The 16,643-nt window shown below is 46.3% G+C and carries 12 protein-coding genes; 2 read left to right on the forward strand and 10 right to left on the reverse strand.

Going from position 1 to position 16,643, the window contains the following annotated elements:
* Window positions 1-57: 57 nt before the first annotated feature.
* From L5M51_RS07880 to L5M51_RS07915, 8 genes are all read right to left on the reverse strand, one after another.
* Window positions 58-741: a DUF2982 domain-containing protein gene (locus tag L5M51_RS07880; protein WP_212600041.1), complete on the reverse strand. Its 684-nt coding sequence runs from the start codon at window positions 739-741 to the stop codon at window positions 58-60.
* 71 nt (window positions 742-812) lie between these two features.
* Entirely contained in the window at window positions 813-1,514 is a 702-nt protein-coding gene (locus L5M51_RS07885; RefSeq protein ID WP_263172368.1) for a YdcF family protein, read from the reverse strand.
* 218 nt (window positions 1,515-1,732) lie between these two features.
* Window positions 1,733-2,650 (reverse strand): fructokinase, encoded by a 918-nt coding sequence (gene mak, locus L5M51_RS07890; RefSeq protein ID WP_263172247.1) that lies wholly within the window; start codon window positions 2,648-2,650, stop codon window positions 1,733-1,735.
* Window positions 2,651-2,711: 61 nt separating this feature from the next.
* The gene (gene cysQ, locus L5M51_RS07895) at window positions 2,712-3,518 is read right to left on the reverse strand and encodes a 3'(2'),5'-bisphosphate nucleotidase CysQ (protein ID WP_263172248.1); all 807 of its coding nucleotides are present in this window, start codon (window positions 3,516-3,518) and stop codon (window positions 2,712-2,714) included.
* Between the two features lie 357 nt (window positions 3,519-3,875).
* On the reverse strand, window positions 3,876-4,985 hold the full coding sequence (gene rfbD / locus L5M51_RS07900) for a dTDP-4-dehydrorhamnose reductase (RefSeq protein ID WP_263172249.1): 1,110 nt from the start codon (window positions 4,983-4,985) through the stop codon (window positions 3,876-3,878).
* A gap of 6 nt (window positions 4,986-4,991) precedes the next feature.
* On the reverse strand, window positions 4,992-5,756 hold the full coding sequence (locus L5M51_RS07905; protein ID WP_263172250.1) for a phosphatase: 765 nt from the start codon (window positions 5,754-5,756) through the stop codon (window positions 4,992-4,994).
* A gap of 50 nt (window positions 5,757-5,806) precedes the next feature.
* A complete protein-coding gene (locus L5M51_RS07910; protein WP_263172252.1) occupies window positions 5,807-9,028 on the reverse strand; it encodes a DEAD/DEAH box helicase in 3,222 nt (1,073 codons plus the stop codon).
* A 261-nt stretch (window positions 9,029-9,289) separates the two neighbouring features.
* Window positions 9,290-11,164, reverse strand: coding sequence for a DUF885 domain-containing protein (locus L5M51_RS07915; protein ID WP_263172254.1), 1,875 nt, complete (start codon window positions 11,162-11,164; stop codon window positions 9,290-9,292).
* Window positions 11,165-11,731: 567 nt separating this feature from the next.
* On the opposite strand from L5M51_RS07915, the gene L5M51_RS07920 reads away from it, so the two are divergent.
* On the forward strand, window positions 11,732-11,941 hold the full coding sequence (locus L5M51_RS07920; protein WP_006080998.1) for a cold-shock protein: 210 nt from the start codon (window positions 11,732-11,734) through the stop codon (window positions 11,939-11,941).
* 110 nt (window positions 11,942-12,051) lie between these two features.
* Here L5M51_RS07920 and L5M51_RS07925 read toward each other — a convergent pair whose 3' ends face one another.
* Window positions 12,052-13,998, reverse strand: coding sequence for a monovalent cation:proton antiporter family protein (locus tag L5M51_RS07925; RefSeq protein ID WP_263172257.1), 1,947 nt, complete (start codon window positions 13,996-13,998; stop codon window positions 12,052-12,054).
* A 171-nt stretch (window positions 13,999-14,169) separates the two neighbouring features.
* Between L5M51_RS07925 and L5M51_RS07930 the strand changes: the two genes are divergently transcribed.
* A complete protein-coding gene (locus tag L5M51_RS07930) occupies window positions 14,170-15,060 on the forward strand; it encodes a GGDEF domain-containing protein (RefSeq protein ID WP_105249714.1) in 891 nt (296 codons plus the stop codon).
* Window positions 15,061-15,200: 140 nt separating this feature from the next.
* On the opposite strand, the gene tilS is transcribed toward L5M51_RS07930, so the two are convergent.
* Complete coding sequence (gene tilS, locus L5M51_RS07935; protein ID WP_263172259.1) at window positions 15,201-16,640, reverse strand: tRNA lysidine(34) synthetase TilS; 1,440 nt, start codon at window positions 16,638-16,640, stop codon at window positions 15,201-15,203.
* Between the last annotated feature and the right edge of the window lie 3 nt (window positions 16,641-16,643).

Here is a 16,643-nt window from a genome sequence, read left to right on the forward strand (position 1 = left end):
TGGGGACCCTAGGGTCCCCTTTTTTATTGCTGATGATCTTCAATTGAGATTGTAGATTTAACCAGCTGAGCGGCTACATTGTGCAATACGTTGTCTAAGTAACTTAATAAAGTCCTTAGGTTCCCTATCTAAACTGTCATGGGGAATATACAAGTGATACCCTAAACGCGTATCTAACATCACGCAGCGATGCCCAAACATAGCCAATACGCCACGATAACGATCCCCTTCTATCACTAAAGGGCCAAACTCAGCGCCGAGATAAGTTTCTAAAGTCGCTAAGTCTGCATCTTGAGAGGCAGCCGTCACCAGCAAAGGTCGCTGTTCAGTTAATAATCCTGTTGCTAGACGCAGGGAAATATTATCGAGAATGGGATTTAAATGTTTCAGTTTAATGCCTAAATAAGATAACTCTATAGTATCTAAACCATTAGTCACCCGCGGAATATCGACCCGCTGAATATTATCCCAATCGATAGCCACTTTGCCGCGGCGATGAAAATAGGTCAGCCCCTTGTCATCTAATGCTAGAGTCGTTTCCGGCTCATACACCTTGGCTAAACCGAGAATGAGTGAAATCGCGCCCAAACTAAAAAACATCAAACCAACAGCAAACAAGGCCGGCCACGTCAGAAACAGTCCCAAACCCAGCACCAGACTTAAGCCCCCCAGCCAAGTTAAGGTTAATCCATTTCGTTTCGATAAAGGACGCACTGATACTATTTCTGACTCAATTGTCATTGTTCATCTTCCTGTTAAAACTCACGATCTTTAGACTGAACTTGGCAAACCACACCCTTAACTTGCCATCTTTAACTTACTGCCTTTATCCATAACCACAAACGGCCAATGTATTCGTGAATCGCCCGTTGAGAAGCCACTAAATTATCGGCGGTTAACCGCCACCCAAAATCATCTCGGCCAATAAAATCCGTTGGGGCAGCATATGGCTGTAAGCCTTTAGCGGCGAAAATAGCCATCGCCCTTGGCATATGAGTGGCCGATGTGACTAAGCGAAAGGGCTCCTCCCCTAACTCCCACTTTAAGTATTGCGCTTCTTCAATCGTATCGCGCGCCAGTGGAAATTGAATAATTCGGCTTTTATCAACACCTAGCTCTACCGCGGCTTTAGCCATCATTTCAGCATGGGAAAATTGAGTGAGTTCACCGCCCCAGCCGCTGACGATCAACATACACTCTTGACCCAACTTAAGTTGCCGAATTCCTTCAGTTAACCTTGTAAGGGCGACATCCGATAAGGATTGCACCGCAGTCGCTCCTGCTATATCAGCATGCCCTGAACCTAATACCATCACAAAACAAGCGCCTGCGATGGGCGTGGAATTAATCGGGTAAGCTGATTCTAACGGCCGCACTAAGGTATTCACACTCAGTTGACTGCTTAAAAACAGTAAGAGAAAAAAAGCGCAGGATACTAAGTATTTCGCCATACTGCGACGGCGCCATACTAGAAAAGAAATCAGTAATAACAATAGGATAAAGGGAATCGGCATCATCCCCTGTGAAACAACTTTCTTAACCCAAAACATGATGTCCATGCCAAGCAATCCAAAGGAGCGCAATCATAGCATCAAAATACGGGGGGAATACATCGCACATAAAGATAGCCCAGCGTTTTACTGGGCTATTGTTTACAAGACTCTGATATCACTAGACGTTGATTTCATAGCGTAATGAGTTCACTGGTGGAGTTTATATCCTCTATAATGGATCACTTTTCCCACAACCAAGCGGCACCGCGCACACCCGATGAACAACCGTATAGATTCTGCACCACAGGCGTATGACACTCACGTCCCACCACATAATGGGCCAGCAATGCCGGTAATCTTGGGTAAATCGCCGCGACATTCGACATTCCGCCGCCCAACACTATGGCATCGGGATCGAGCATATTGATCACATGGGCGAGTGAACGAGCGAGTCTATCCATATAACGATCAAATGCAGCAACCGCAATGGCGTCACCTTCATCGACTAACAACATAATATCGGCACCTGATTTGGCATGAGCACGCACTGTACCCGCAGCCGTCAAAGCCGCATTATAATCACGCACAAAGCCAGTACCTGAAATAAAGGTCTCGATACAATCGGGATTGCCACAGAAACATCGGGTGGTATTGAACTCTTCCTTGGTCATCCAAGGCAAAGGATTATGACCCCATTCACCGCCGATACCATTACCACCACCGTGAACTTTGCCGTTAATTGCCACACCCGCGCCACAACCAGTACCAATAATCACGCCAAACACCACAGAAGCGCCAGCGGCTGCCCCATCGACCGCCTCTGATACCGCAAAACAGTTTGCATCATTGGCAACCCGCACTTCACGCTGCAACAATTCCCCTAAATGTACATCGAGGGGCTGACCATTGATCCACGTCGAGTTAGCATTTTTGACTAAACCTGAATAGGGCGATACCACACCTGGAATACCCACGCCGACAGTGCCTTTCTCGCCAAGAGTCGCTTCCGCTTCCTTAACTAAATCAACCACCGCAGCAAGCGTGCCCTGATAGTCACGTGGCGTCGTCACACGTTTGCGAAATAGCTCATTGCCCTCATCACTCAGTGCGACTAATTCTATTTTTGTTCCGCCTAAATCGACGCCCATGCGCATCATGAATTACTACTCCAGTGTTTAGCTTGCCCTTTCATCAAGTGAGATTGATGCAAGGCAATCGTTATTTTACCCAGCCAGGAGCTGTGGCAATAAAGTAAGGGTTTAAAATGTCGGGTTTTTGATTATAAGTTAATGGTTCACCTGAGTCATAACAGACAACTGTGCCGCCTGCACTTTCGAGCACAGCTTGCGCCGCTGCGGTATCCCACTCACTGGTAGGACCCAGTCTGGGATACAGATCGGCACTGCCTTCTGCCAACATACAAAACTTAAGCGAACTCCCTACGCTTAAGATGTCATGCTCACCAAACTGTTGTAAATATTGCGCTAAGCCAGGGCTCAAGTGCGAGCGACTGCCGACAACCATCGGCATTTCGCGTGGCGTGTTGGCGCCCAATAAGGGGCTCTCTTGACCCGCTTGTTGGCGCCACGCACCTAAATGTTTAGCGCCGTAATAATAGGTATCGAGCACAGGCGCATATACCACACCTGCGATAGCAACCCCTTGATGGATAAGTGCAATATTGACGGTAAACTCGCCATTGCGCTTAATAAATTCCTTAGTGCCATCTAAAGGATCAATCAACCAATAGGTTTGCCATTGACGACGCACGTCCCACGCGATATCCGCCGCTTCCTCAGACATAATAGGAATACCGACAAATTGCTTTGCCAATGCTGCCGCTATCACGTGGTGCGCGGCTAAATCGGCCGCCGTCACAGGGCTATCGTCCCCCTTATAGCTCACCGAAAAGTCATCTTGACCATAAACCGTCATAATGGCATCGCCTGCGCCTTTGGCAATCGCGACCACTTGCAGTAGATCTTGTTTGGTCAATGTCTGCGCTATTGTCGTCTTGTCTGTCACTGAAACTTCCTTAATGCATTAAATATCTTGGCATTATGCCATTGTCATCCAAGGGGAATTTAGAACAAATTCATCATACATCAAGCAAAATAGACTAAGACTCGCAGCTTAAACCGCGGCGCACAAAACCACAGATAAACAAAGTGATTACGATACTAAGGCAAGCCATTGGCGCTGAGAAGAGGCTTAAGTCCAGCTGCATTCGTATTCACAGCCTATGTTTTCATATTGATAGTCTAAAGCCGTCGCTTAAATCTGATTATTGGCGGGCTTTTTGTTTTCGAAAACGTTAATCACTGCGATGATGTAAACGCTTAACGCCTGATTAAACCTGCCTAAACCCAAATGTGAGTCACGCTAATTATCGTCATGATAGCGTCGCAACATGCAATTCAGTTGCTGACGCCAATCTTGCCATACGACGTTATCAGGCATAGGCAGTGCGGTATTGACAGCCAAAGCGGACTGTACTTTGGCACTATTCAACACGCTATAACTCGGTCTTTTTGCCAAACTCATGCCGCGATTTAATGCTTGTTTAGCATAGTGAGCGCTGGTAATCGGCTGGATAACTACTGGCAGACTTAACAGATTTAGCGCTAGGGCTTGTCGCTGGATTTCACAGGCAAACTCATACCAACTGCATTGGCCTTGAGCGCTGTAATGAAATACGCCCGAGCACTGTTGCATGAGTAATTGCCAAATCACCTTAGCGAGTGCATCACTCCACGTCGGACAGCCGATTTGATCGACTATCACCTGCAAGCTTGGTTGAGTGCGCATCAAGTTCAGCATGGTTTGGACAAAATTATGCCCATCTTGACCGTAGAGCCATGAGGTACGCACAATCGTTGCGCGCTCCCCCAAGATGGCCACTACCTTCTGCTCGCCGAGCAACTTACTCTTACCGTATACAGACAACGGCTTGGGAGCATCGAGTTCAACAAAAGGCCTTGGTAAATGATTTGGAGCTGAGTCTTGATTTTGATACGGCTCAGCGCCAGTTTCTCTAACATCACGAACAGCATGACCACCAAACACATAATCGCTCGACACATGCAGTAAGCGGGCGCCCGACAGCCAACATTGCTGCGCCAGTAACTCAGGGCCGAGTGCATTCACACGATTCGCTTCGATTGCATCATGCTCAGCTGCGTCGACCGCATTATAGGCCGCACAATTGATCACCCAGCTTGGTCGATATTGATCAAATACGGCGGCAATATTGGCGGCATCGGTAATGTCTAACTGACTGCGACTTAGCGCATAAAGCTTAATTGGTGCGACTGAGTTTGTACTTGTGCTGCTATTTAGGGCTAGCTCGCCAATATCGGCAGCGACTCTCAGCAAGGCCTGAGCGAACTGACTCTTAGCGCCAGTGATTAACACCACTTGAGGAATGTTAGCATCTGTGGCACTCGCCGCCCCGCATTGAAGTGGCGTCACTTTAGTTGCCACTATTTTCATCACTAATCAACAGCATGGCTCATCGTCACTGAATAAGGGGATCAAATCGGTAACGGTTTCATGGCCACGGGCGGCTAAAAAGGCCAAGAGTGCTGAAGGACTACGATTAAGTAATCGTGATGGCGGATAAGCCACTTCATCGATAATCGCTTGCGCCCGCGCAAAACCGCCTAAGCTAAAAGCCACATGGGAATCAGAGCCCATAACTAAAATCGTGCCAAATTCCTTGGCCGCTTTGGCAATCGCAGTGCAATTGGCTTCGCTGCCCTTACGGGACACTTCAAAGGAGGAATTGTTAATTTCGAGCGCCACACCGTATTCAGCAGCGGCGCGGGCAACGGCTTCAATATCAATTGGATAGGCTGGATTACCTGGATGAGTAATGATATCAACCTTGCCGCTCTTAATCGCATTAATCATGGCCTCTGTGTGAGTTGCTTTATCTGACGGAGGATAGACGGGCTCATGAAATCCTGCGAGCACAATATCGAGCTGCTTTAAATAATCACCAAAGAAATCAATCTCGCCGTCGATATTTTTGATATTAGCTTCGATACCCCGCAAAATCCCGACGCCATCAACCATACGTGGCAAAACTCTTAAATTCACAAAGTGCCAAAAATGCGGCGCATCGGCCATCGCAGGCCCATGATCTGTGGTGGCAAATAGGCGAATCCCCTTCTGCTTTGCCACCGCTAAGTAGTCATGAATCGTGCTATAAGCATGGCTCGACGCCACAGTATGGGTATGAGTGTCGACTTGGTACTGCATGGTTCACCTCAGTCAAATGATTCAATCAATTTAGAAAAACTGGCCACGATTTAGCTAAAGAGCGATAACAGTTCATCGGCGCTTCCTTGCCATGTGCCCTTGCCTTTACCTTCGAGAATACTGTCCGCCAGACTTTGCTTATGCTGCTGCATTTCTTGGATTTTTTCTTCTACTGTACCTTCTGCAATCAGCTTATAAACAAACACTGGCTTATCTTGGCCGATACGATGGGCTCTATCCGTAGCCTGTTTTTCCGCCGCCGGATTCCACCAGGGATCATAGTGGATCACAGTATCCGCCGCGGTGAGATTGAGCCCAGTGCCGCCCGCTTTTAAGCTGATTAAGAACACAGGTGTATCGCCCTCTTGGAACTTATCTATCTGCGCTTGGCGCAGGCGAGTTTGTCCTGTGAGCTTACTGTAATCGAGCCCCAAGTCCACCAGCTCAGCTTCAATCAAGCTGAGCATGCTAGTGAACTGGCTGAAAATCAATATCTTACGCCCCTCTTGCACCATCTCGGGCAAGTTCTGCTTCAGCCAGTCTAACTTAGCATTATTCTTCACTTTCTGCGCTTGCTCTAACTTCACCAAGCGCGGATCGCAGCAGGCTTGGCGTAGCTTAAGTAAGGCATCGAGAAACTCGATATGACTGCTACCAACGCCTTGAGTGGCAAATAAATCCCGCAGTTTTTTCTCCATCACCAGTCGAATACTCTCGTAGAGATTACGCTGATCTTTTTCTAACTCTAAGCTCTGGGAGATTTCGGTTTTAGGGGGTAATTCACCGACCACTTCATCTTTGGTTCGGCGCAGCACAAAAGGCGCAATCCGTTGACTCAAGATTTGCGCTTGTTCCATATCCCCATAACGTTCAATTTTGTGCCTAAAGGATTTGTTAAAGAAGGCATTCGTGCCGAGTAGTCCGGGCAAACAAAAATCCATCAAAGACTTAAGTTCACCTAAGTGATTTTCAAGCGGCGTACCCGACAGGCACAATCTAAACGGCGCTTTAAGATCTTTAATCACTTGAGTCACTTTCGCCTGCGCATTTTTTATCTGCTGTGCTTCATCCAGCACGATATGTTCAAACACCTGCTGTTGATAATAGTCACTGTCGCGCACGATCAGCGGATAGGTCGTCACCACTATATCAAACTCATTTAAGCGTTCGAGCAAAGGCTTACGTAAAGCACCATGAATAACGACTAGCTTTAACGATGGCGCAAATTTCGCGGCTTCTTTCGCCCAATTACCCACTAAGCTCGTTGGGCAAATAATTAAACTCGGTGAACAACTTGCTACCGTAGATTTTAGTTCTTGCTGCTTAAGTAAAAAAGCCAAGGTTTGAATGGTTTTACCCAGCCCCATATCATCGGCCAAAATACCGCCAAGCTGATATTCCTTTAAGAAACAGAGCCAATTCAACCCTTGCTGTTGATACTGACGTAACTCAGCATTTAAGTTGTCTGGGACTGCGACCTCTAACACACCGTTAAAATTTTCGAGCTTAGTCGCTAAACTGCGCACTCGTTCGCCATTAAGCAGACGAATATCACTGTCGGCAAAATCATTTAATAGGTGGGCACGGTATTTAGGCAAAGACACGCTGTTGCCTTTGTGGCTATCGAACAGTTCTAAAATAATGCTGATCAGCGGCTTAATCACGCTGGCTTTGACTTTTAACCAATCACCATTTGGGCTTGGTAACAACAGTTCTGCATCATCGGCGGGCTCACCGTACTGCTTAAGCCAAGTGGCAATTAAGGGCAGCATAGGCACTATTTGACCATCGATGTCAGCATTCAGTGACAGAGAAAACCAACCCTCTTGCGTATCATCCAGCTCAATCGCCAGCGGAGTATCAATGACATTTAAGCTGAAATTGTCGGCAAAATGCACTTGGTAACCTAAAGCCTCTAGCGCCGGGATTTCCTGTTGAATAAAGTGCAACCAAGCATCAATCGTTTCAGGCAGTGAACCTAACCCCCAAATGCTGACATAGCTGCCACTGTTTGGGATAAAAGAAGGCGCCAGCTCCACCAGTTCCAATGCCATCAAACGATTAATCACATCCATTTCCGCATTGAGTTGACGCGCGATTTGATAGGTTTTGCCTTGATGAGTGACTAAGGACAAGGGCTCATCGGGGTATTGGCCGCCGAGCACCACGTCTTGATAGACAAATTCCAACAGCACTAATGGCTGCGCCATAGCAAACTCAGGTAACTCCTGCGATGTTAAGGTCAACCTGACTTGAAGCGGCACTTGCAGCTCGACAAAATCAATCAAAGCAGGCGTAGGTACCGTTTTCGCCGAAAAATGCTTAATCAGTTTGTGGCTCACCAGTTCAATCTGTGAGCTAGGCACTGGCGGCATCTGACTGAGTAATAACAGCTTTTCAACACTGATCTCAGTGTCCAATGCGCCAACTTTAAAATAATCTAAATCGATATAAGTCGGTGGCTCACAGGGGATAAGCTCCCAATTGTCTTTATTGGGCAGCATTAACTGCATTTGTTTATGCTCGGCATCCTTATCTAACCAAATGAATTCAGGCTTGCTCGCTTCACCTCGGGTGAGCGGTAAACGGCTCTCCTCCCAAAAACACCGCCCAGTGACGAGCATTTTTTCCAGTGCCATGGCACCTAACTGAGCTTTAAGATACAGGCGAGAGGCACCATGGCGACGGGTTGACATGATGAGATTGATGATGAGCACGTCTTCAGCGCCAATCCAAGCGGGCATGTAATATTGCACGTCGGATAAAGCGATTTTCGAGCCTTTGTTATAGCCACCATTCTTCGCCAACTTGCCTTTTCTTAGCTCAAGAAAGACACCGTTATCATCTTTAGATAACACGTACAGCACGCGATCGTCGTAGAGTAAATCAACATTTGAAACCGTGAGATCATCACTTTCGTCTAGCAGATGTAACCACTGAGCAATACGTTGATCTTCAACGGTTCTATCACTCAGTAAACTGTAAAGTACGGCAGCAATATGTTTGCAATGCCCAGTGGCGGGACATGAACAGAAGCCATTCATGATCAACTTATGGTTCATGCTGACAAGGCGAATATCCTGCCGATAGGGCTGGGATTCCGTCCCCATAACACGACCTTCAATATGACGAAAATCGGCGTTCGCTTTGGCGCTCAACACCCGTCCTTTCATCACATAATCACGGGCGCGCATTAAGGTTGGCGGCGTGAATAATGACTCAATCGTGGTTCGAGTCAATTGGATAGGATCTTGGGGGGACAAGCGATTCATGTAAAAACCTTGAAACTAAAAATATCAACTCCGAGCAATAGCAAGCCATTGCCGCGCGACATTTATCAATAAGTTGTGTGGGATTGTATTGAAAGCCTTGGCCGAAAGCCAGAATGATAGCCTCTATCGATAAACCCACCCTGCCTGCAAGATAAGAGAACACACTTATTCGCAGACAGGGTATGGGCTTTATCGAGAGAAAAGCAATTGATAAATATCAATTATTATCAATGAGTGAGCGTTAACTGCTATAACCAAATGCTAAACTTGCGCTTTAGCGTCTGTGGCTTTGGCCTCAGCATTTTTTGTATCAGCACTTTTTTTATCAGCAATGTAGCGATCGACTAATGTTTCTAAGATATCCAAAGGAACTGCACCATTCTTCAGAACTACATCGTGGAAATCCCTGAGATCGAACTTATCACCTAAGGCCAACTTGGCTTTTTCGCGCAGTTCGAGAATTTTCATCATACCGACTTTATAAGCCGTCGCTTGACCTGGCATAACGATATAACGCTCAATCTCAGCCGTGACATCGCGATCGGACATGCCAGTATTTTTCTTCATATAGTCAATCGCTTGCTCGCGAGTCCAACGACTATGATGAATACCCGTATCCACCACTAGACGCACAGCGCGGAACAACTCAGCCTGCAGACGACCGATATTATCAAAGGGATCCTTTTGAAAACCGAGCTCCCAAGCCAAACGTTCGCTATATAAAGCCCAACCTTCAATGTACGCCGTAAAAGGCGCCATCTTACGAATAAGTGGCATACCTTCTAACTCCATCGCCACCGCAATTTGGAAATGATGCCCAGGGATCCCCTCGTGGTAGGCTAAAGTGCGCATACCGTATTTAGGCGTGGCCTTGATGTCATATAAATTGGCATAGAAACGCCCTGGACGACTACCGTCAATCGCGGGCTGCTGATAATAGGCACCCGGTGCCGTTTTCTCTTTAAACTCAGGAATACGCACCACTTCCATGCCCGCTTCGGGTCGAATACGAAAGGCATCACCGAGTCCCGCATTCACTTCATCAAGAATCGCTTGATAATCGACGAGGATTTGCGCCCTACCCGCATCGCTATCCTCGTAGTAAAACTTAGGATCGGCGGCTAATGCTTCAATCGCGACCGAGAAACCTTGGCTTATATCGTAACCTTCAGCGGCTAAAATAGTCATGATTTCATTTTGAATGCGATCTACCTCAGCGAGCCCTTTGACATGGATTTCGTCCGCAGTGTAATTAGTGGTCGTAAAGAACTTCAGCAATTGCTCATAGGCAAGGTTGCCATTTGGCAGCGCCCAATAACCATCATCCGTCCCAGCTTTGGCTTGTAGCTGGGTAAGGTAGTCGATAAATAATTGATACGCTGGATGCACGTAACTTTTAATGTCCGCTTCCACCGCTGCCAATAACCGTGCTTGCTCATCGGCACTGATATCCGTGTCAGCCAATTTAGTTTTAAATGAACTGTAGAGAATATTGTCTTGAATCGGCGTCGCGACAAACTCATTCATCTCGGTCAGAACACGCTCAATCACGAACTTAGGCGGAATAATCCCTTTAGCTTCACGGATTTTTAAGCCTTCGAGAGTTTGCGAAAACTTAAGTTTCACCTTTTGTAAACGCGACAGATAGTTTTCTGCATCGCCCACAGAATGCACTTGGTGCTGCGCCTGCATAAAGCTGGGATACCCGTTTTGCACGCCAAACAACTGATTCAGCGGATAGTTATGGTAACGATACGGCTCAGAGATCAGCGCGAAATCGGCAAGATATAAGGCAATATCCTTGGAGATACGTTGATTTTCATCTAAATCCGCATCGGAATAGCTCAATAGGGTTTCACGCAGATCTCGCACTTGCGCGAAAGTCTTATCCATCGCCTCTGGACTATCGTCATCCAACTCGGCGTTATGGCCTGTAATCCCTAACGATTCCAAGAATCCCAATGAAGTCAAGGTCTCTGGGCTTTCGAAAGCCATCTTGACCACACTTCGATCTAGAAATGCGCGAAAGAAAAACGGCTTTTTCGCAAACCATTCATGGGCGGCCAGCGCCACTAATAACAGCACTAAGACTAAGCTGCCGAGTCCAATCCGTTTTAGTACTGTTTTCAACGTCATTCTCCATTCTTATTATATTCAATCTAAAGTTATCGCCCTGAATCCATAGCTCAAGCACGTTTTTATTGAATGACGAGAATACCATTAACCACAAATAAGCAACAATTCAATAACGTAACGAATCATGACAGAATCCTTACCTAAGCATACAAGCCCGCATTTAAACCTCATGGAACGGATTGAAAGGTTAATCGCAAGTCAGTCGTGGCAAACATAAAAAAACTTTCACACTAGATAACAATCAAAAACAAAATCTAAATAGTTGAATATTAATAGTTATATCTAATTCCGCACTCAATAAGTCGCAAAAAAGCAGTTTCAATATGAGAGGTATTTAAAAATAAAACTATACAAACCCCTAGAGTATGTTAATCTGCACTCCGGCCTGTGATTCAGACCTATTTATAAGCAATATTATGTATTTGAAAACCTTCGCTACGCCTGTAATATTTTTTTTGCTGTCATGAAGCTTTCCACTCATAACTTATCATCAATGTAAATAATTCTATTTCTGGCTAACATACCGCATAATTGCGAATTATTTGTTTGAAAATTTTGGAGACATTCATGTCTAAAACTACTGGTGTAGTTAAATGGTTTAACGAAGATAAAGGTTTTGGTTTTATTTCTCCTGACAATGGTGGCGCTGACGCATTCGTTCATTTCCGCGCAATCGTTTCAGAAGGCTTTAAAACTCTTGCTGAAGGTCAAAAGGTTTCTTTTGACATCGAACAAGGCCAAAAAGGTCCTCAAGCTGCGAACGTAGTTATTCTGTAATTAGACTTTGTCTAATTTAAGTTAACAAGTTCCAGACAAAAATGCCGACACTATGTCGGCATTTTTATATCTGCATTTTCATCCATCTCAAAAGAGTGAACCTCAAGCCTTTAGCCATGTAGGAGCTTAGCCTCAGCTTTCTCAAGTCGCCGTGGTTTACCCACTATCAGTAAGATATCCCCTGCACGAAAAACCCAGTCCTGCTCAGGATGTTCCACTTCAGCGCCATTGCGACGAATCGCCCTTAACTCTACTTTCAATGTTTCCCACATGATATCGGCAACAGTTTTACCTATCGCATCAGCCCCACGCGGTAATGCCACCGCATGCAATGACTCTAAAGTAAAATCAGTTTCTGTACCGGAAAAGAAGCCGTGTAAAAATTGATAATGATTGCGCCGCTCAGATTCTAGCCGTTTTAGGATCCGTGTCAATGGCACACCACATTGGTGTAGTACCTGCGATACTAACATCAAGCTCCCCTCTAAAGACTCAGGGATAACTTGATTAGCTCCCGCCTTTTTAAGCAAGTCTAGATCACTGTCGTCTTTGGTTCTAACTAAAATTTTAGCCTCTGGTGCCAATAACTTACATAAAGGTAAGACTTCTTCTAAACTACGTGACTCACAAAAAGTGATAACGATCATCTTGGCCTGTTTAACGCCCATTTGTTTTAAAATTGCCCGTTTACACACATCACCGAAATAAATAGGTTCGCCAGCACGACGCGCTTCAGTGACGCGCGTTGGATCGAGATCCAATACCAGATAAGGTACAGCTTCAGTTTTTAAAAAACGGGCAATGGTTTGTCCTACTCGGCCGTAACCAAAAATCATCACCAGCTCATGATCATCCATCATCAATGGCACAGCTTCATCCACATGCTTTGCCTGACGGATCCCCAGCGCCCACTTAGCAATATCCACACTATGACGAACTAACCAAGGAGCTATTGCCATGGAAAGCACGGCGACCATGACTAATATGGTACTGATCTCATTATTTAAAAGTTGATAGTTGACCGCTAAAGCCAATACCACAAAACTGAACTCCCCCACTTGAGCTAAGCTCATAGCCGTACTCATCGCAATTCGAAAAGGCTCACCTACTAATCTTAAAATGCCATGAATGATCAGCGCCTTACCTAGCACAACAGCCACTAAGATCAGCAGTATCTGCCACCAGAAACGCATCACTAAGGTAAAGTCCAGCATCATGCCAATGGAGATGAAAAACAGCCCCATCAATAGATCACGAAACGGTCGTATATCCGCCTCAAGTTGGCGGCGATACTGGCTTTCTCCCAGCAGCATACCCGCCATAAATGTCCCCAGCGCCATAGATAATCCTAGCCACTGAGTAAAAGCCCCTGTGACAAGCGCAACGACTAAGGTCGATAATACAAACAGCTCATTGGAGCGAGAACGCGCAACCTCATCAAATATCCGCGGCAACGCCCACTTACCAAACGCCATTAAGAGGAAAAAGGCCAATATGCCTTTGAGCAAGGCAAAGGCGATATCCGCGACCATCAAAGGTTCGCCGCCATTGGCCAGTAATGGCAATAGGATCAACAACGGCACAACCGCTAAATCTTGGAACAAAAGCACGCTGACGGAGAGTTCGCCGTGGCGGCGCCTCAGCCATCCCTGTTCATTGAGTAATTTGAGGACAATAGCAGTAGATGACAACGCGATGGCAGCACCGATAACCAAGGCTTCAACCCAATTCAGGCCGCACAATAGGGCCACGCCCATGGTCAACAGGGTCGTGATCACCATCTGCGCACTGCCTAAGCCAAATACAGTCCGGCGCATGGCCCACAGCCGCGGCACAGAGAACTCTAAGCCTAAGGTAAACATCAGCAGCACAACGCCAAGTTCGGCGACAGATTGCATTTGATGCTGGGTAAACCAGTGAAAACCACTCGGGCCACTCACGACCCCTGTGAGTAAATAAGCCAGAATTGCGGGTAGGCCCAAACGGCGCAGCACAGCAATGGCCACAATGGCAATCACGAGCATAAGTAATACTTGGATTAAAAAGCTATGTTCCATTGGGCGCTATGACTCCTGTCAAAATGCTGACGTGTCAAAAAATCTAACGCTGAGTTTTAAGCTTAACTGAATGACTAACAAAGACAAATTTTATTAACAAATATTGCGGCACGGTATTTGCTTAGACTAGGTTAGAGATGTATCGCACTAACATTTGCTGGAGTGATGATTATGGACTTTGGCCTAGCGACCGAGCTGTATCCCGACGAATATCGCTATCAAACAGAACATTATAGTCCCAATGATAATCCATTGGACTTGATACAAGTGATCCAACAACTGCACGCCAGTTTAGATCCTAGGACAGTCTTTGCCTGCTATGGCAAAGTGCTGGGACAACACTTGCCGATCCAAGGCGTGCGCTTAACCTATGGCGAGCACAAATTCAGCTGGGGCAAACGTTATGGTATCAGCGTCAAACGACAGCTCATGTGTGCAGGAATGCCATTAACGATTCAGTACCAACTGGTGACGCCATTTACGCCATCACAAACCTCAAACTTACAGGATATTGAACCGCTGTTATTGCAACCTTTATTAAATGCGTTGCAATATCAAGAAATGTCGATGCAAGCTATGTTTGACTCACTCACTGGCTTAGGCAATCGCCATTATTACAGTCAGAGTCTCAGCAATGCGACCGCAAGAGCCCATCGAAAACAAGGAGCCGTCGCTCTCATAGTGCTCGATCTTGATAACTTTAAACAACTTAATGATAAATTCGGCCATAAATGTGGTGACTATATTCTGAAGGAATTTGGTGACATCATTCGTGCAACCATACGCAATACAGATCAAGCCTTCCGGATTGGTGGTGATGAATTCGTCATTATTGTCCAAGGCAATATTCATGCGGCTGGCTTGTTATGTGAACGGATTGTCTCGGTAATCAATCAGCACAGTAGTTTCAATCAATTTGGGGTGAGCTGTAGTTTAGGGGCGGCAGAATCACACGATACCATTGAAGCCGAACAACTTTATGAACTTGCCGATAAGGCGCTTTATCAAGCCAAAGCCGCAGGACGTAACTGCTATAAACTCAGCCAAAATCAATTAGTTTAACACGCGCAGGGATGCCAAATGAAATGCGATAACTCACTCGCAGCGCGTACCCCATAAAGGTCTAAATCAAACTGACGCGCTGCGTTCCACTCTCCTCTCGCTTTCCTAGAACACACCAATATTCCAAGATTGACTCTCGACTAGAATTCCTTTGCTTCCTCAACAAATACCTGTAAACCAAGTCCATTCGACTCAACAATAAAGCCCTTTTCAACCCACAGTCCAATTGCCATCACCAGTTGCTCGCCATAAAACACAAACCCCACCTTTTCGCGTACCCAAGGCGGAATGGCAAACTCTTGCCACAGTTTCTTTAATTCTCGCCCCTTACCCCGAGAATGCGGGTGGCAGCGAAATTGCCCCGCAAGTTGATAACGCACACTAACGACTTCATCAGGCCAAGGTAAACGGACTCTGGGACCTTGTTTTGTCACTATCAGCCTAATCTGCTCACCATTCGCTAAGCCCTCAGGCGACACGACTAATACGGTACTATCTCCCTGTAATAAAGAAATAAAGTCATGCTGTGGCAAGGTCCAACTCACAGGCTGAGTGTGACGTTTGTAAGTTTGATACTTGAATAAATAGACTTGATTAGCAAAGCGACGGATTTCACACTCACCCACTCGAATATGCACTTTAGCATCGTCTTTCGCGTTAAGAAGCTGAGTGATGATTTGCTTAAGCTGCACCTTTGAGGGCAAAGCAAAACCTTGGGATTCAATAAAGCCACGTAAGAGTAACGCTTGCCAGTCGGCTGACTGTTCGGCAAAACCATCGAGCTTGAATACACTTTGAGTATGGTAAGGCGCTTGGGTTAACCATAAAGGTAAACGTTCACTCACCTGTAAATCCAGCGTCGCCTGTTGCTCGGCGCACAATGCCGCACTTCGACTCGCAGTTGTCGCAATACTCGGCCAACGCGCTTTTAAGCGGGGAATGATTTCTAAGCGTAAAAAATTTCGATCGTACTTATCGTCTTGATTACTTTCATCTTCAATATGCACTAAGCCCTGCTGTTTTGCGTAGGCTTCAATCTGCTCACGGCTGATATCCAATAACGGCCGCAATTGTTTGCCTTGTGCTAATGCTTGTACTTGCCCCATGGCCGCCAGCCCTTTCGGGCCTTGACCACGTTTGAGCGCCAGCAGAATAGTTTCGAGCTGATCGTCTTCATGGTGAGCTGTCAATAACACATCATTTTCGCTTAAATGCCGTTCAATCGCTTGATAACGGACTTTTCGAGCTTCGGCTTCAAGGCTCAATCTTGGTCCACGATTAACCGCGACTCGCTCAACCGTCACGGGCAGGTCGTAATACTGGCCCCGCTCAAGGCAATGCTGTGCCCAAGCCTCAGCGTTATCGCTTAGGCCATGGTGTACATACACTAGCTGATAATTAAACTCCGGATGTTGCCGTGCAAACTGGCTTAAACCAAAGGCCAAGACTTCGGAATCAACCCCACCACTGTAAGCCAGTACTAACTTGCTGTCAGGCGCTAAGGATTGCGCAGCCAAAAAATCACAGATATGCGCGCTGAGATCGCCAGCAGTCGACGCTTCGTCAAGCTTAACCGACATAAG

Source organism: Shewanella sp. SM73, assembly GCF_025653795.1.
Lineage (GTDB): Bacteria > Pseudomonadota > Gammaproteobacteria > Enterobacterales > Shewanellaceae > Shewanella > Shewanella oncorhynchi.